Origin of the sequence: Kitasatospora sp. NPDC097691 (genome assembly GCF_040302665.1) — a bacterium.
In the GTDB taxonomy this organism is placed as follows: Bacteria; Actinomycetota; Actinomycetes; order Streptomycetales; family Streptomycetaceae; genus Kitasatospora.
The window spans coordinates 133,789-149,758 of the sequence record NZ_JBEORY010000010.1 but is presented as its reverse complement, the minus strand read 5'-3'; the positions used below and the strand labels follow the sequence as shown (position 1 = coordinate 149,758).

The following is a 15,970-nucleotide window of genomic DNA, read 5'->3' as shown; positions in this document are numbered from 1 at the left end:
ACAGCCGGGGCCTACTTCGCGCTGTCGCGGGCGAGGGCGACGAGGCGGGAGATGGCGCGCAGGTACTTCTTGCGGTAGCCGCCGCGGAGCATGTCCTCGGGGAAGACCCGGTCGAACGGGATCCCGGAGGCGGTGATGGGCAGTTCGCGGTCGTACATGCGGTCGGCCAAGACGACCAGGCGCAGGGCGGTGGACTGGTCGTCGACCTGGTGCACGCCGCGCAGGCAGACCGCGGCGACGTCGTCCAGCAGCGCGCCGTAGCGGCTGGGGTGGACGGCGGAGAGGTGGGCGAGCAGGGCGTCGAAGTCGTCCAGGGAGGCGCCGGGGGTGCGGGCGGCGGCGGCCTCGACGGCCTCGTCGGAGTACGGCGGCGGGGCGTCGGGCAGGCCGCGGTGGCGGTAGTCCTGGCCGTCGATGCGCAGCGGGCGGAAATGCGCGGACAGGCCCTGGATCTCGCGCAGGAAGTCGGCGGCGGCGAAGCGGCCATCGCCCAGCTTCTCGGGCAGGGTGTTCGAGGTGGCGCACAGCTTGACGCCGTTGTCGACCAGGCGGCCGAGCAGGGTGGAGACCAGCACGGTGTCGCCCGGGTCGTCCAGCTCGAACTCGTCGATGCAGAGCAGCGTGTGCGCGGAGAGGGTCTGCACGGCCTGCTGGAAGCCGAGCGCGCCGACCAGGTTGGTCAGCTCGACGAAGGTGCCGAAGGCCTTCGGGCCGGGGGCGGCGTGCCACAGCGAGGCGAGCAGGTGGGTCTTGCCGACGCCGTAGCCGCCGTCGAGGTAGACGCCGGCCGGGCCGGTGGGTGCGGGGGCGGAGCGGCGGAACCAGCTGCGCTTGGGCGCGGAACCGTTTCCTCCCGCGAGGGTCGCCGCGAACTGCTCCAGGACCTGGACGGCCTCGTACTGGCTGGGCTGGCTCTGGTCCGGGATGTACGACCCGAAGCTCACCTCGGCGAACCGGGGCGGCGGGACCATCTCGGCGACCAGCCGCTCGGCGGGCACGACGGGACGGCGGTCGGCGAGCGCGATCGGGGAGCCGGCCGCGCTCGCGGTGGCTATGGACTCGGTCGCGGTGTCGGGGCGGGAGGCTGCGGGCACATCAGTAGAGGGTACGCCTGGTCCCGGTGCCCTCCGAACCGCCTCCGGACGACCTGCGGTGGAACACTGAGGGCATGCAACAGTTGATCAGCCCGCTGGGTGAGCCGGTCGCCGATCCGGCCGCACTGGAGTCGCTCGCCGCCGTGTACGCGTACCCCGAACAGGTGAATCGGGGCCGCCCCTGGCTGCGCGCCAACATGGTGGCCGGTCTGGACGGCGGGGCCGGGCTCGACGGCCTGTCCGAGGGGCTCTCCGGCGACGCCGACAAGCGGATCTTCGGGGTGCTGCGGGCGCTGTCGGACGTGGTGCTGGTGGGCGCGGAGACGGTCCGCGCGGAGGGCTACCGGCCGGCCCGGGCCCGCAAGGAGTTCGCGGCGGCCCGGGCCGCGGCCGGACAGGCCCCGGCGCCGGTGATCGCGATCGTGACGCGCTCGCTGCAGCTGGACCTGACCGCGCCGCTGTTCACGGAACCGCTGGTCAGGACGGTGGTGATCACCACCGAGGACGCCCCCGAGGAGCGCCGCCGGGCGGTCGCCGAGGTGGCCGACCTGGTGCTCGCCGGCACCGGCTCGGTGGACCTGCGGGCGGGCGTGGCGGCGCTGGCCGAGCGGGGCTGGACCCGGCTGCTCACCGAGGGCGGCCCGCGCCTGCTGGGGCAGCTCGCGGCGGCGGACCTGCTGGACGAGCTGTGCCTGTCGCTCGCCCCGCTGCTCACCGGCGGCGACGCGCCGCGCATCCTCCACGATGCGGAAATGGCTGACGTGCAACCGATGCGGCTGGTCTCATTGATCGAGCAGAAAGGATTCCTCTTCACCCGCTACCTGCGTCACCTGGGTTCGGAATGACCCCGTGACCCCCCGGTCGTGATCCCGTTATGCGATGCCGGGGCCCGGGGGCCGGCCACTGGAAGGGACTCACGTGTTCAAGACGGTACTGATGATCGAAAAGGCTCTCTCGGACGCGGACGTGGAACTCGTCACCACGCTCCACAGCGACGAGAAGGTCTCCTTCGTCGTCCTGATGCAGCCGCGCGGCAAGCAGGACGAACTGCTGCGGGCGCTCGACGACGTCGCCCTCGGCCACCTCGACAAGGTGAGGCGCGAGCACGACGAGTCCGAGAGCGGGCCGACCGTGGCCACCGAGTCGCTGGAGCACAGCCTGCGCCACCTGCGCTCGGCCGGGGCCGAGGCGGTGGGCGAGCTGGTCGAGGAGAAGCCCCTGGAACGGCTGCGCGCGGTCGTCGAGGAGCACCGGGCGGACGAGGTGGTGGTGCTCACCTCACCCCACTTCGTGGAGGAGTTCTTCCACCGCGACTGGGCCTCGCAGGCCCGGCACAAGGTGGGGGTCCCGGTGCTGAGGCTGTTCGCCAGCGACTCCTAGCTCCGCGCGCCGGTGGTGCAGAATCGTCCTTGCGGTCCGCCCGCGAGGACGGTTCCCACGTCGGCTCCCACGCCGGCCGGTGCCGAGCCGTCCGCCCGACCTGTCTGCCCCCGCCCGTACGGAGCCACGCCTTGAACGACGCCGCGCACGACCTGCACGCCCCGCACTTCATCGGCATCGGCGGCGCCGGGATGTCCGGCCTGGCGAAGATCCTCGCAGTGCGCGGTGCCAGCGTCTCCGGCAGCGACTCCAAGGAGTCCGAGACCGTCCTCGCGCTGCGCGCCCTCGGCGCCACCGTGCACGTCGGCCACGCCGCCGAGCACGTGCCGGACGGCACCAGCAGCGTGGTCGTCTCCAGCGCGATCCGCGCCGACAACCCGGAGCTGGCCGCCGCCCGCGAGCGCGGCATCCCGGTGGTGCACCGCTCCGACGCGCTGGCCGCGCTGATGGGCGGCCGCCGCGCGCTCGCGGTGGCAGGCACCCACGGCAAGACCACCACCACCAGCATGCTCGCCGTCGCCCTCGGCGAACTGGGCCTCGACCCGTCCTACGCGATCGGCGGCGACCTCGACGCGCCCGGCTCCAACGCCCACCACGGCACCGGCGAGATCTTCGTCGCCGAGGCCGACGAGAGCGACCGCAGCTTCCACAAGTACGCGCCCGAGGTGGCGATCGTGCTCAACGTGGAACTGGACCACCACGCCAACTACGCCTCGATCGACGAGATCTACGAGTCCTTCGAGACCTTCGTCGGCCGGATCGTCCCCGGCGGCACCCTGGTGGTCTCCGCCGACCACGACGGCGCCCGCGAGCTGACCGCCCGGGTGGCCGGCCGCGAGGGCCTTAACGTGGTCACCGTCGGCTCCGCCGAGGACGCCGACGTCCGGGTGCTCTCGGTGGTCGCCCGCGGCATGACCAGCGAGGTCACCGTCGTCCTGGACGGCGCCGAGCTGACCTTCACCGTCTCGGTGCCCGGCCGCCACTACGCCCACAACGCCGTCGCCGCGCTGGCCGCGAGCGTCGCGCTGGGCGTCCCGGCCGCCGACCTGGCCAAGGCGATCGGCGCCTACACCGGCGTGCGCCGCCGCCTGCAGCTCAAGGGCGAGGCCGCCGGCGTCCAGGTGATCGACTCCTACGCCCACCACCCGACCGAGATGACGGCCGACCTGGAGGCGATCCGCGAGGGCCTGGAGGGCGAGGGCCGGGTCCTGGTGGTCTTCCAGCCGCACCTGTTCAGCCGCACCCAGCAGCTCGCCGAGGAGATGGGCCAGGCCCTGGCGCTGGCCGATGCCTCCGTGGTGCTGGACATCTACCCGGCCCGCGAGGACCCGATCCCCGGCGTGACCAGCGAGCTCATCATCGACGCCGCCCGCCGGGCCGGCGCCGAGGTCACCGCCGAGCACTCCTTCGCCGCCGCCCCCGCCGTGCTGGCCGGCCTCGCCCGCCCGGGCGACCTGCTGCTCACCATGGGCGCGGGCGACGTCACCAACCTCGGGCCCGAAATTCTCAAGCACCTCGCGAACGTTGCTTCCAACGTCTGACGCACGTCCGTCCGACGTCCACCGCGACCGGGAGCCGTGATGAGCTACGAGATCGAGAAGTCCGAGGCCGAGTGGCGCGCCGAGCTCAGCCCCGAGGAGTACCACGTACTCCGCGAGGCGGGCACCGAGCGCCCGTTCGTCGGCGAGTACACCGACACCAAGACGGTCGGTGTCTACGGCTGCCGGGCCTGCGGCGCGGAGCTGTTCAGCTCCGAGACCAAGTTCGACAGCCACTGCGGCTGGCCGTCGTACTACGCGCCGCTGGCGGAGGACCGGGTCCAGTACATCGAGGACACCTCGCTCGGCATGCGCCGGGTCGAGGTACGGTGCGCGCGCTGCGGCGGGCACCTCGGGCACGTCTTCGAGGGCGAGGGCTACGGCACGCCGACCGACCAGCGGTACTGCATCAACAGCATCTCGCTGACGCTGCGACCGGCCGAGTAGGCCGCGCGGCGAGGAGGCCCGGACACCCTGCGGTGTCCGGGCCTCCGTGCCGTCCGGGCCTCCGTGCCGTCCGGGCCTCCGTGCCGTGGGGCCGTCGTGCCGTCCGGCGCTACCCGGTGACCGGTTCGAAGCGGACCGGGAGGTGCACCAGGGCCCGGTGGAACGGGCCCGGACGCCAGAGCAACTCCTCCGCAGGGGTGGCCAGTTCGAGGTCGCTGAGGCGGCTGCCCAGTTGCTCGATCGCGGTGATCGCGATCAGCAGGGCGGGGTCACGGGCCGGGCAGGCGTGCGGGCCGGCCGCCCAGGCCAGGTGGGCGCTCTCGCCGCTGCGCAGCCCGCCGCCGTCGGTGGGCGGCGCGGCCTGGGAGTTGGCGGCCGCGTAGGAGACCAGGAGGAGGGTGCCGGCCTTGATCTCGCGGCCGTGGAACACGATGTCGTAGCGCGGGTAGTGGGCGGAGAGGTTGGCCAGCGGCGGCTCGTGCCAGAGCACCTCGTCGATCGCCTGGTGGGCGGTCATCGCGCCGCCGAACAGCGAGCCGGCGTAGCGGGCGTCGGTGAGCAGGCGCAGCACCGCGTTGCCGATCAGGTTGGTGGTCGGCTCGTGCCCGGCGATCATGGTCAGGCTGATCTGCCGGATCGCCTCGTCGTCGTCCAGCCCGAGCGGGTGGGTGACGAACCAGGAGGCGAGGTCGTGCCGGGGGCGTTCGCGGCGTTCGGCGACCATCGCGGTGACCACCGCGAGGAGCTTCCCGTACGCGGCGCCGGCCTGCGCGGTGGACTCGATCAGCCCGGTGATCGCGGCGACCACCTCGGCGTGCTGCTCCTCGGGCACGCCGAACCAGGTGGTGAGCACGGAGGCGGGCACCTGGCGGGCATACTCGGCGATCAGGTCGGCGCGGCCGACCGCGGCGAAGCGGTCGATCAGCCGGTGGGCGGTCTCGGCGACCTGGCGCTGGAGCCGGTGCGGTTCGAACAGTGCGAGGGCGTCGGTGATCACCGCGCGGTAGCGCGCGTGCGTCTCGCCGTCGCTGAACAGGGCGGTCGGGCGGTAGCCGAGCACCGGCAGCAGCGGGGAGTCCGGCGGGACGGTCCGCTGCCAGGCCCGGGAGTCCTTGGAGAAGGTGTCGCTGTCGCGCAGCAGGTCCAGCGCGGCCTGGTAGTCGGTGACGAGCAGGGCCTCGACGCCGGGCGCGACCTCCACCGGGGCGACCGGGCCGTGCCGGCGCAGCCGCTCGTAGACGAGTTGCGGATCGGCGGCGAAGACCGGGCCGTGGATCGGGGTCGGGCGGGTCTCGACGGTCACGGGCGCTCCTGGGTGACGGTGGAGGCGGTGGGCAGGGCGTCGAGGACGTGCTCGGCCAGCGCGATCAGCGCGTCCAGGCTTCCCTCGCGTTCGCGGGCGTCGCAGAGCAGCAGCGGGGTGGCGGGGTGCAGGTCCAGGTGGGCCCGGAGCACCTCGACCGAGTGGACCGGCGCGTCCGGGAAGCAGTTGACGGCGACGGCGTACGGCAGGCCCTGCTCCTCGACCATGTCCATGATCTCGAAGGAGTCGGCCAGCCGGCGGGTGTCGGCGAGCACCAGCGCGCCCAGGGCGCCGCGGGCGATGTCCTGCCAGAGCGGGAAGAAGCGGCGCTGGCCGGGGGTGCCGAACATGTAGAGCACGACGTTGCCGGGCAGGGTGAGTCGGCCGAAGTCCACGGCGACGGTGGTGGTGGTCTTCTCGGGCAGGCCGGCCAGGTCGTCCACCGGCCGACCGGTCTCGGTCATCGCCTCCTCGGTGTGCAGGGTGGCGATCTCGGAGAGGGTGCGGATGAGGGTGGTCTTGCCGACGCCGAAGGGCCCGGCGACCACCAGCTTCATCAGCGTCTGGTCCCGGTCGGGCAGGTAGCCCACCCGCTCCGGCGGCCCGACGGGACGGTCGTCGGAGTGACCGGTGGGGTGGCCGACGGGCGGGTCGACCGGCGGGTCGACGGACCGGCCGACGGCCTGGCCGACCGGGTCGGCGGCCCGGTCACCGGAGCGCACGGAGTCCAACGAGGAGCCTCTCGACGATGGAGCGGTCGGTCTGCTGGGCGCGCGGGATCGGTGCGCGGGCGTGCAGGCAGCCCGCCTCGACCAGATCGGCCGCGAGGAAGACGGTGGCGCTGACCGGCAGGCGCAGGTGCGCGGCGGCCTCCACCACGGTCAGCGCGCCGGGGCACAGCAGTTCCCAGAGCCGGCGGTGTTCGGGTTCGAGCCCGGTCGGCGGTTCGGCACGGTCGGCGAACAGGACGGTCAGCCGCTCGAAGCCCTCGGTGCCGGGGCGGCTGCGGCCGCCGGTGGCCAGGTAGGCGGGCACCATCCGCCTGCGGGGGACGGCGGTCATGACCGGGCGGTGTCGTCCTGCCGCCGGCACGGGCTCGCGAGCGCGCGGCCCAGGGCGGCGACCTGCACCTGCATCTGGTACGACACGTTGCCGAGTTGGGCGTCCGGGGTGGTGAACACGGCGAGCGAGGTGTTCTCCCCGGCGGGGACGACGATGGCGTAGCCGAGGTCGGACTCCACCACGGTCTGGGCCAGTCGCGGCCGCTCGGCGTCGGTGAACGCGCCGGTGAAGGCGCGGGCGGCGGCGTACACGGTGGCGGTCATCGCGGCGACCCGCTCGGCGGAGGCCCGTCCCAGGCTCTCCGAGGCCCCTTCGACCAGGCCGTCCCCGGTGGCGATGACCGCGTGCAGCACCCCCGGCAGCTCCAGCAGCGGGGTCAGCACCCACGAGATCTCGTCGGTGGCGGTCGGGCTGGGCGAGCTGCTCACTGCTCGGCTCCTTCTAATGTCGTCGGGCCGGTGGTGTGGTCACCGGTGGGGAGGGCGGCGGTGGTGTCGCCGGGGGTGCCGGCGGTGGTCTTGCTGTCCTGGGTCGCGCCGCCGGTGCGTTCGGCGGCGTCGCGTCCGGCACTCTCGCGTCCGGCACTCTCGCGTTCCGCCTGCGCCACGGCGGCCCGGCCGGAGTCGGTGCCCTGCTGCAGCGCCTGCCAGCGGGCGGCGGCCCGCTCGGGGGACCGACCGGGGGCGGCGGGGCCTGTGGTCGCGGTGCCGGCGGGCGCACCGGCCTCCTCGGCGGCCAGCGGACGGCGGCGACGCCGGGTGGGCAGGCCGCTGCCGTCGTCGGCCGGGGAGTCGCCGGAAGCCCGGGAAGCCGGGGCGCCCCCGGATCTCGCGGCGTCCCCGGTTGTCGCGGCGCCCTCGGGAGCCTGCGAAGCCCGGGCATCCACGGCCGACGCCTCCCCCGACGGGCCGTCCGCGCCCGCGGCGGGCACCACGCGGATGGCTGGTGCCGGGTGCGGTCCGGGCTGGTGGTGGCGGTCGGCGAGCTGGGGGCCGTCCTGCTCGTCGGCGTCGCGCATCGGCGGGACGGCGGCGACGGTGGGCGCGGGGGCGGGCCCGGCGCCGGCCCGCAGCGGCAGCGGGGTGAGCACCGACAGCGGCTGCTCGTCGTCGACGACGGTGACCAGCCCGGACGGGATGCGCAGGATGGTCCGCATGCCGCCGTACGGCGATGGCTCGATGTGGCAGGAGAAGCCGTACTGGCGGGCCAGCTTGCCGATCACCGCGAAGCCGGTCTTGGGCGGGTTGCCGAGCTCGGTGAGCAGGAGGTCCGGCGGGCCGGCGAGCAGTCGGCGGGCGCGGCGCAGCTGGTCCTCGTCCATGCCGATGCCGCTGTCGTCGATGATCACCAGCGCGCCGCGGCCGCCCTGCTGGACGGTGACCGGGACGTCGGTCTCCGGGTGGGAGTAGGCGGTGGCGTTGGCGAGCAGTTCGGCGATGGTGACGGCGATCGGCTCGGCGGCCCGGGCGACCACCGCGAGCCGGTGCTCCCGCAGATGGTTGGCGACCTTGATCCGGGCGTAGCCGGGCACCCGGGAGAGGGCGCCGACGACGACCTCGGCGAGCGGCGAGTCGGTGCGGGCCAGACCCGGCCAGGCCTCGCAGAGCACGGCGACGGTCTGGATCCGGCGCAGCGCGACCTCGTTGCGGAAGTCGACCTCCAGCAGCCGGGGGTCGTCGTTGTCGTGCTGGACCTGCTGGACCAGGCTCTGGATCTGGTAGAGCAGGGTCTGGATCCGGGAGGTGGCGCCGCGCATGGCGGCGCGGGCGGCGGCGTCCACCCGTTCCCGCTCGTCGGCGAGGGCTGCGGCGGTGGCGTCCAGCACGGACTGCAGTGCCCGGACGGCCTCCGGGCCGGCGGCCTGCGGGTCCAGCGGGCCGACCAGCGGGGCGTTGGCGTGGCTGAGCCGTACGGCGGTGGCGGCGACCCGCTCCTGGGCGAGGTGGCCGATCTCGGCGAGCAGCGCGGCGGCGCGCGCCTCGGCGGCGGCGAGTCGGCGGTCGGCCTCCTCGGCGCGGGTGGTCGCGGCGGCGCCCTGCCGGACGGCGTCCCGGACGGCCTCCTGGGCGTCCCGGGCCGCGTCCTGCGCCTCGTGGACGGCGTCCTCGGCGACGCGGGTGCGGCCCTCCGCCCGCCGGGCCTCGTCGGTGGAGCGCCGGGCGGTGTCCTGGGCCTCGCGCAGCTGCTGCTCGGCGCGGGCGAGGCGGCCCTCGGCGACGCGGGCGCGCTCCTCGCCCCGGGTGAGCGCGGTCTCGGCGGCCGCCGCGCGGGCGACGGCCCCGGCCCGGCCGCGGGCGAGCACCACCGTGGCCACGGCGGCGACCAGCGCCAGGGCGATCAGCGCGATCTGCGTCATCGGAGTCCTCGGGAGTGCGTGCGGGGCGGGCCGGGCAGGCGGGCGGGGCGGCTTCCCCGGCGGGCCCGGTTCCGGGCGGAACGAGGAACCGGGCGGAACAAGGAACCGGGCAGGGATCGGAACAGGCAGGGCTCGGAACCGGGCGGGACGGGATCCGGGTGTCAGTTCCGGCTGGTGCGCGGGCGCGGGATCCGGGCGGCGGTGCCCTCGGCCAGCTCCCGGGCGACCAGGGCGACCTGCCCCATGGCGTCCAGCGCGCCCGGCGCCGCCGAGCCGTCCAGGTGCCGGTACTCGGCGGCGACGGTGAGCACCAGCCGCTCGGGCAGGCCGAGTTCGGGGTGGCGCTGCTCGGCGATCACCCGCCGGGCGGCGTCCAGCGCGGGTATGCCGGCGGCGTGCAGGGTGTGGGCGCGCTCGCGGACGTACGCGAGGTAGCCGATGTGCTCCCGGACGCCGTCGCGGTCGAGCACCGGGCCGTGGCCGGGGACGAAGATCTCCGCGCCGGTGGCCAGGGCCTGCTCGCAGGCGCCGATGACGTTCTCCAGCGGGCCCGCCCAGTGCGAGGGGTGGTCGCCGGGCTGCTCGGGCGTCGAGGAGAAGATGACGTCGCCGGTGAACACCGCGCGCTGGTGCGGGAGGTGGACGATCAGGTCGCCGCCGGTGTGGGCGGCGGGCAGGCTGGTGATCTGCACGGGGTAGCGCCCGACCCGCAGTTCCAGCTCGCCGGTGAAGATGGTGTCCGGGTGCACCGGGTCCGTGGCGGACCAGTCGAACCGCCCGAAGTGCTCCCGGAGGTAGCCGCCGAGCAGGGAGTCCGGGTCGCTGTTGGTGACCAGGGCGTGCTGCTGCTTCGGGGTGGGCTCCCAGTGGATGTGTTCCAGCGCCTCGCGGGTGGCGATCACCTCGGCGTCCGGCACCACGCCGGCGCCCCACAGGTGGTCGCCGTTGGCGTGGGTGACGACCACCCGGTCGATCTCGACCCCGGCCGGCAGCAGCCGGCGGCTCGCGGCGAGGAACTCCCCGGCCATCGAGGGGTCGTAGGGCGTGTCGATCCAGAGCGCGGTCGTGTCGGAGGCCAGCAGTCCGCAGTTGGCCAGGCCCCAGCCCCGCTTCGGGGGGAGCCACACGTACAGGTCCTCGGCAATCGCGCTCACGTTCGCACGGTTGATCGTCATGTGCGCGATTATGCCCATGATGCGTCAAGAGCGGGGCAAAACCTGTACGAATAGCAGGAGTTCATGGCCTGGTCTCACCCGTGCTGTCCGGATTCGCACCGCAGGGTCGAGACCAATTGTCTCACTGATCGGGACGACTGACGGACACCTCGCCCCGGAAGCCCGACGGGACGTCCGACCGGGGCGCGGGCAGGACGCGACAGACCTCGACCGTGACGTCCACGGTGTCCAGCCCGATCACCCGGCCCTCCACCGCGACGAATCCTTTCTCCCCCGAGCGGAAGAGCGCCGCCAGCGGGGAGTTCCGGCTCGCCGCCGTCAGCGCCTCCACCGCCATCGCGGAGCCGAAGGCGAACACCCCGCAGAGCACGACGCAGGGCGCGTGCCGGGGCGTGCGGGTGACGAAGACGAAGCCGTGGTCGCGGATCAGCTCCCCGGCCGGGTTGAACAGCGCCTCGAAGGTCATCCCGCCCCAGCGCGCGCGGGCCTCCTCCGGGTACTCGATCGCGAAGTCCGGGAACACCGCGTCCAGGACGCCGCCGGAGTAGGCGTTGACGCTCGGGCCGCCGATCGAGAAGGTCGGCATCCGCGGGTCCTGCGCGCCCGCCACCACCAGCTCGATCGTCGCCTTCCGGTTGACCTTGCGCAGCAGGTCGGTGAGTTCCGCTATCGCCCTCGCCTCGGCCATCGGCATGAACAGCACGTTCTTCGGCCCGCGGCTGGTCAGCTGGCAGCCGTCCGCGGTGAGGGCGAACTCCGCGACCTCGATGCTCGGCGTGATGATCTGCACCCGGCTGTACGGCGCCAGCATGGCCCGTAGGAAGCCGTAGCGCAGGAACAGTCTGGTCCTGGCGAGGGACCGGGCCGCGAGGAAGCCGATCACGGCCGGAACCGATGCGATCAGCACCTGGAGCAGGATGTCCATATCATCCCCCGGGGGAAGACTCGACCACGAACCGTACGCCCTGGTTAAGTCCCCGCCCGTGGCCGGAATTACCCCCTCGCGGCGATTCCGAGCGTCAGGATCACCGTACCGAGGGTCACTTCAGGCGCTTGATCCCCTTGCGCTCCCCCGCGCAGCGCTCGTACCCCAGCCACGCGTTGACCGCGAGCATCGGCGCGTTGGTCTCGTCGTTGGAGGTGTACGCGTGCCGGTAGCCCGCCGCGGCCGCCAGGCGCAGGGACTCCAGCTTGGCCAGCTTGCTCAGGCCGCGCCCGCGGAAGTCCCGGCGGCAGGCGGTGAACGCGGACCAGTAGCGGTCCACTCCGTCGGTCTGCGCCATGGTGAACGCGGCGGGCTCGCCGTCCACCACGGCGACCACGGTCAGCGCCAGGTCCAGGTCCGGCCGGGCCCAGTCGCCCCGCAGCCACTCCTCGTACTCCAGGGCGTCCATCGGCACCTCGCCGGGCTCGTCCCGGATGGCGTCCGCCTCGACCAGGAACAGCGGGCGCGGGTCGTCCGCCCAGTCGGTGGCCGGGCGCAGCTCGACGCCGGCCGGCCGTACGGGCGCCTGCGGCAGCGGCAGCGCCAAGTCCCGTCCGCCGAACTGCGCGGGGCGCCCGATCTCGTAGCCCCGGGCGACGCCGAAGGCCAGCGAGGCGGGCTCGTCGTCCAGCCAGGTGTGCAGCTCCGTCACCCCGTGCTCGGCCAGGTGCCGTTCGGCCGTGGCCAGCAGCGCGGTGGCGGCGCCGCGGCGCCGGAACTCCGGCAGCACACTGCCGTTGGCGTACCCGACGCCGCCGGTCGTCGTGCCGAGCACCCGTGCACAGCGCACGGCGCCGACCACCCGGCCGTCGCACTCGGCGACGAAGGTGCGGAAGTGCTCGTCGGGATTCGGTCGGCCGTTCAGCCAGAGCAGGGCCTCGGCGCTCAGCACCAGGTGCTCGCGGCCGGCCCGGTGGGCGGCCGCCACCGCGGTGGCGTCGTCGGAGTGGAATTCACGGATCGTCAAAGAAGTCATGGATTCCCACGTTAGTCGTGCCGCCCCCGCACCGCCTCCGATTATTCGCCGCCGGCAGGGCACCCCAGCTGCGGAAATGCCCCGGGCGGGGGACCGGAGCCCCCCACCCCGGGGCGGCAAGCTCAAATAATGCTCTGAGAAGACCGGGTGAGGCTTGGCAGCCACCCCGGCCGGGGACATCCTCAGCAACACGGCCGCGGAGTCCTGGCGACGACGCCCGCACCATCCGGCGGCCCTCCCACCCCAGCCCTCCGAAGGGGGCGAACCCATGACTTCCCCTGCTCTGGACGTGCCCGTACGGGCCACCGGTCCCGCCGCCCCGACCCGCCTGGGAGTCGGCCTCGGCTGGCGCGGCGAGATCGACACCGTGGTCGAGCGCCAACCCGGCCTGGACTGGGTCGAGGTCGTCGCCGAGAACGTCTGCGCCGGCCACCTGCCCGACTCGCTGACGGTGCTGCGCGAACGCGGCGTCACCGTCGTCCCGCACGGCGTCGGCCTCGGTCTCGGCGGCGCCGAGCTGCCCGACCCCGGCCGCCTCGCCCGGCTCGCCGACACCGCGCTGGCGCTCGGATCGCCGCTGGTCACCGAGCACCTGGCCTTCGTCCGGGCCGGCGGCCTGGAGGCCGGCCACCTGCTGCCCGTCCCCCGCACCCGCGACTCGCTGCGGGTGATCGCCGAGAACGTCCGGATCGCCCAGGACCAGCTCCCGGTGCCGCTCGCCCTGGAGAACATCGCCGCCCAACTCGCCTGGCCGGACGACGAGTTCACCGAAGGCCAGTTCCTCGCCGAGCTGGTCGACCGCACCGGTGTCCGGCTGCTGATCGACGTCGCCAACCTGCACACCAACCGGGTCAACCTCGGCGTCGACCCGGCCGCCGAACTCGACCGCCTCCCGCTGGAGGCGCTCGCCTACGTCCACGTCGCAGGCGGCACCATGGTCGACGGGACCTGGCACGACACGCACGCCCACCCCGTCACCGAGCCGGTGCTGGAGGTGCTGGCCGAGCTCTGCGCGCGGGTCGCACCGCCCGGCGTCCTGCTGGAGCGGGACGCGAACTTCCCGCCGCCCAGTGAGCTGGCCGGTGAACTGGACGCCATCCGCCGGGTGCTGGAGGGGAGCACCCGGTGACGAGCGACCCGACCGCGGCGACCGGCCCGACCGCAGCCCCGGACGCCACCGGCACCGCCGGCGCCCGGGAGCGGCTGGCCCGGCGCCAGGAGGAGCTGCTGGCCGCCCTGGTGGCCGGCGGGCCCGTCCCGCCCGGCTTCGACCCGGTCCAGGTCCGCGCCCAGTCCACCGGCCTCGCCGCCAAGCGGCGCGACACCACCGCCAAGGTGGCCCCGGACCTGCCCCGCCTGCTCGGCGAACGGTACGGGCCGCTCTTCCTCGACTACGCCCGCACCCACCCGCAGACCGGCGGCTACCGCGCCGACGCCCGGGCCTTCGCCCAGTGGGTGCTCACCGACGGCGGCCCGACCGCCGCCGACCACCGCCGGGCCCTGGAGCAGTGGCTCCACCCGGCACCCGTCCGGCCGCCCGGCCCGCTCGCCCGCCTGCGCCGGGCCCTGCGCGGCTAGCGTCCCATCGTCATCCCGGGGGAACCGCCCATGTGGCACAACAGCTACTTCATCGTCCCGGCCGTCCTGCTGGCGGCCGCCGCCCTGTACGCCGCCCGGACCCGGCAGCACATCGGCCGCGTCCCGTACGCCAAGGGCCTGCCCGGCCGCGGCCTGCCGCTGCTCGACACCGCGTTCCTGTCCGGCGGGCCGGGCCGGGTGTTCGACACCGCGCTGGTCCGGATGCACCTGGCCGAGCAGGTCGTGATCAGCCGCTCCGGCCTGGTCACGCTCACCGGCGGCAAGCCGTACGACGCCGTCGACCAGGCGATCCACGAGGCCGTCGGCCGCACCGGCAGCCGGGAGATCGCCCCGCTGCGCCGGATGGTGATGCGCTCGGCCGCCGTCCAGGAGATCGGTGGCCGGCTCGCCGACCGCGGCCTGCTGCGCCGCCCCGAGCGGCTGCTGCGGGCGCGGACCGCCCGCCGGCTCCTCTGGCTCGCGATGCTCGTCGTCGTGGCCTTCGCCGTCGCCTCCGAGCTGATCGACGACGGCGCCCTCGGCCACGACCGCCCCAACCTGTTGATCCCGGGCCTCCTGCTGTTCGCGGGCGCCGTCACGCTGCTCGCCACGTTGCCGATCAAGGCCCGGATCACCCCGGCCGGGACGCGCCAGCTGACCCTGATGGGCGGCTCGCCGTGGACGCCCGCTTCAGGGGTGCCGCCCATGCTGGCGGGCGGCGCGCTGCTGGGCGCGCTCGCACTCGGCGGGCTGGCCGCCGCCGGGCTGGAGAACGACGAGCTGGAGGCCGCGATGCTCGTCGCGACGGCCGAGGAGGAGGAAGCGATGCATCAGGCTGCCACGAGCTCGTCCTGGTTCTCCGGCTCCTCGTCCTCCTCCTCGTCTTCGTCCGCTTCGTCGTCCTCGTGCTCGTCCGGCGGCCCCGCCTCCTGGTGCGGCTCCTCCGGCTCCGGGTCCTCCGGCTGCGGCTCGTCCTCCTCCAGCTGCGGCTCCTCCTCCAGCAGTTGTGGCTCCTCCTCCAGCTGCGGCTCCTCCTCCAGCAGTTGCGGCTCCTCCTCCAGCTGCGGTTCCTCGTCGTCGAGCTGCGGCGGGGGCGGCGGCTGCGGCTCCTGACCGGCCTCGGTTCGTCCCACGACCGACGTCACAGTTCGGTATCGCGGACCGGGAAGACGTTCCCCGCGCCATCGGGCCAGGCATAGAACAAGCCCATGTGGTTGCTCTTCCTCATACCGGCCTGTGTCGCGGCGGTCCTGTCCTGCCTCCGGCTGGTCCGGATGACCGCCACCGCCGACGCCCTGGCCGAACAGGACGGGCTGCGGCCACCGGAAGCCGTCGGCATCGGGCTGTACGAGACCGCCTACCTGGCCGGCGGCCCGGACCGGGTGGTCGAACTGGCCCTCGTCCTGATGGCCGGCCGGGGCCGGCTGCACCTGGCGCACACCGGCTGGACCACCGTGGTCGAGCCCAGGGGCCGCAGTCGCCTGGAGCGGGCGATCATCGCCACCGTCGGGCCGGAGGGCCAGTGCCGCACCGACGAGCTGCGCCGGGCGATGGCCGAACACCCCACGGTGCTGGAGATAGGCGCCCGGCTCGCGCTGGCCGGGTTGGCCACCCCGGCCGTGGTGCAGCGCAGCACCGTCGTGGTGGTCCGGCAGGTCCGGCACGCACTGCTGCTCACGCTGGTCCTGCTGGCCGCCTCGCTGGCCGTCAGCGGCTTCACCGGCGGCGACACCGTCTCCCCGCTCGCCTGGTTCTCGCTGCCGCTGGTGCTCACCTCGGGCACCCTGCTGATGGCCCGGGTGGACGTCTACCCCTACACCCGCTGGGCCTCCCCGATCGGCCAGGAGGTGCTGCGGGAGGTCCGCCCGGCCCGCCAGCGCGGCCTCGCCGACGACGAGGAGCGCGAACTGCTCACCGCCGTCGCCATGAACGGCCCGGCCGTCCTCCCCGACGCCCGCCTCCGCGCCGCCCTGCGCCCGCACCGCACCTGAGGCGGCATCGGGCCCGAAACCGAACCTGCACGACCGCGCACCACCCCGCCGGAACGGCCGGAGGCCGGCTCCCCGCACCAGGGGG

General features: G+C 74.3%; 15 protein-coding genes and 1 pseudogene. 7 read left to right on the top strand and 9 right to left on the bottom strand.

From position 1 onward, the window contains the following. Window positions 1-11: 11 nt before the first annotated feature. Window positions 12-1,055, bottom strand: coding sequence for a cell division protein ZapE (zapE, locus tag ABTY56_RS10365; RefSeq protein ID WP_350628123.1), 1,044 nt, complete (start codon window positions 1,053-1,055; stop codon window positions 12-14). 113 nt (window positions 1,056-1,168) lie between these two features. On the opposite strand from zapE, the gene ABTY56_RS10360 reads away from it, so the two are divergent. From ABTY56_RS10360 to msrB, 4 genes are all read left to right on the top strand, one after another. Beyond that, window positions 1,169-1,939, top strand: coding sequence for a pyrimidine reductase family protein (locus tag ABTY56_RS10360; RefSeq protein WP_350628101.1), 771 nt, complete (start codon window positions 1,169-1,171; stop codon window positions 1,937-1,939). Between the two features lie 73 nt (window positions 1,940-2,012). Further along, window positions 2,013-2,474, top strand: coding sequence for an indole-3-glycerol phosphate synthase (locus tag ABTY56_RS10355; RefSeq protein WP_350628100.1), 462 nt, complete (start codon window positions 2,013-2,015; stop codon window positions 2,472-2,474). Between the two features lie 152 nt (window positions 2,475-2,626). Further along, window positions 2,627-4,015 carry a UDP-N-acetylmuramate--L-alanine ligase gene (gene murC, locus ABTY56_RS10350; RefSeq protein WP_350628122.1) on the top strand — a complete coding sequence of 463 codons (1,389 nt, stop codon included), beginning with the start codon at window positions 2,627-2,629 and terminating at the stop codon, window positions 4,013-4,015. Window positions 4,016-4,054: 39 nt separating this feature from the next. Further along, window positions 4,055-4,459, top strand: coding sequence for a peptide-methionine (R)-S-oxide reductase MsrB (msrB, locus tag ABTY56_RS10345; RefSeq protein WP_350628099.1), 405 nt, complete (start codon window positions 4,055-4,057; stop codon window positions 4,457-4,459). Between the two features lie 109 nt (window positions 4,460-4,568). On the opposite strand, the gene ABTY56_RS10340 is transcribed toward msrB, so the two are convergent. The 8 genes from ABTY56_RS10340 to ABTY56_RS10305 all read right to left on the bottom strand — a co-directional run bounded on the left by ABTY56_RS10340 (window position 4,569) and on the right by ABTY56_RS10305 (window position 12,316). Continuing rightward, window positions 4,569-5,762, bottom strand: coding sequence for a cytochrome P450 (locus ABTY56_RS10340; RefSeq protein ID WP_350628097.1), 1,194 nt, complete (start codon window positions 5,760-5,762; stop codon window positions 4,569-4,571). Then, entirely contained in the window at window positions 5,759-6,319 is a 561-nt protein-coding gene (locus tag ABTY56_RS10335; RefSeq protein WP_350628121.1) for a GTP-binding protein, read from the bottom strand. The genes ABTY56_RS10340 and ABTY56_RS10335 overlap by 4 nt, the downstream gene beginning before the upstream one ends. Window positions 6,320-6,470: 151 nt before the next feature. Then, window positions 6,471-6,824 carry a DUF742 domain-containing protein gene (locus tag ABTY56_RS10330; protein ID WP_350521410.1) on the bottom strand — a complete coding sequence of 118 codons (354 nt, stop codon included), beginning with the start codon at window positions 6,822-6,824 and terminating at the stop codon, window positions 6,471-6,473. Then, the gene (locus tag ABTY56_RS10325; protein WP_350628096.1) at window positions 6,821-7,252 is read right to left on the bottom strand and encodes a roadblock/LC7 domain-containing protein; all 432 of its coding nucleotides are present in this window, start codon (window positions 7,250-7,252) and stop codon (window positions 6,821-6,823) included. The genes ABTY56_RS10330 and ABTY56_RS10325 overlap by 4 nt, the downstream gene beginning before the upstream one ends. Further along, window positions 7,249-9,180 carry an ATP-binding protein gene (locus tag ABTY56_RS10320; RefSeq protein ID WP_350628095.1) on the bottom strand — a complete coding sequence of 644 codons (1,932 nt, stop codon included), beginning with the start codon at window positions 9,178-9,180 and terminating at the stop codon, window positions 7,249-7,251. The genes ABTY56_RS10325 and ABTY56_RS10320 overlap by 4 nt, the downstream gene beginning before the upstream one ends. Before the next feature lie 161 nt (window positions 9,181-9,341). Continuing rightward, a complete protein-coding gene (locus ABTY56_RS10315) occupies window positions 9,342-10,355 on the bottom strand; it encodes an MBL fold metallo-hydrolase (protein WP_350628094.1) in 1,014 nt (337 codons plus the stop codon). Window positions 10,356-10,476: 121 nt separating this feature from the next. Further along, complete coding sequence (locus tag ABTY56_RS10310) at window positions 10,477-11,280, bottom strand: hypothetical protein (protein WP_350628092.1); 804 nt, start codon at window positions 11,278-11,280, stop codon at window positions 10,477-10,479. A gap of 115 nt (window positions 11,281-11,395) precedes the next feature. After that, window positions 11,396-12,316 (bottom strand): GNAT family N-acetyltransferase, encoded by a 921-nt coding sequence (locus ABTY56_RS10305; protein ID WP_350628090.1) that lies wholly within the window; start codon window positions 12,314-12,316, stop codon window positions 11,396-11,398. 268 nt (window positions 12,317-12,584) lie between these two features. On the opposite strand from ABTY56_RS10305, the pseudogene ABTY56_RS10300 reads away from it, so the two are divergent. From ABTY56_RS10300 to ABTY56_RS10290, 3 genes and pseudogenes are all read left to right on the top strand, one after another. Continuing rightward, window positions 12,585-13,894 (top strand): annotated as a pseudogene (locus tag ABTY56_RS10300) (MbnB/TglH/ChrH family RiPP precursor modification enzyme). 30 nt (window positions 13,895-13,924) lie between these two features. After that, on the top strand, window positions 13,925-15,007 hold the full coding sequence (locus tag ABTY56_RS10295; RefSeq protein WP_350628089.1) for a TIGR04222 domain-containing membrane protein: 1,083 nt from the start codon (window positions 13,925-13,927) through the stop codon (window positions 15,005-15,007). 95 nt (window positions 15,008-15,102) lie between these two features. Beyond that, on the top strand, window positions 15,103-15,885 hold the full coding sequence (locus ABTY56_RS10290) for a TIGR04222 domain-containing membrane protein (RefSeq protein WP_350628087.1): 783 nt from the start codon (window positions 15,103-15,105) through the stop codon (window positions 15,883-15,885). Window positions 15,886-15,970 lie beyond the last annotated feature (85 nt).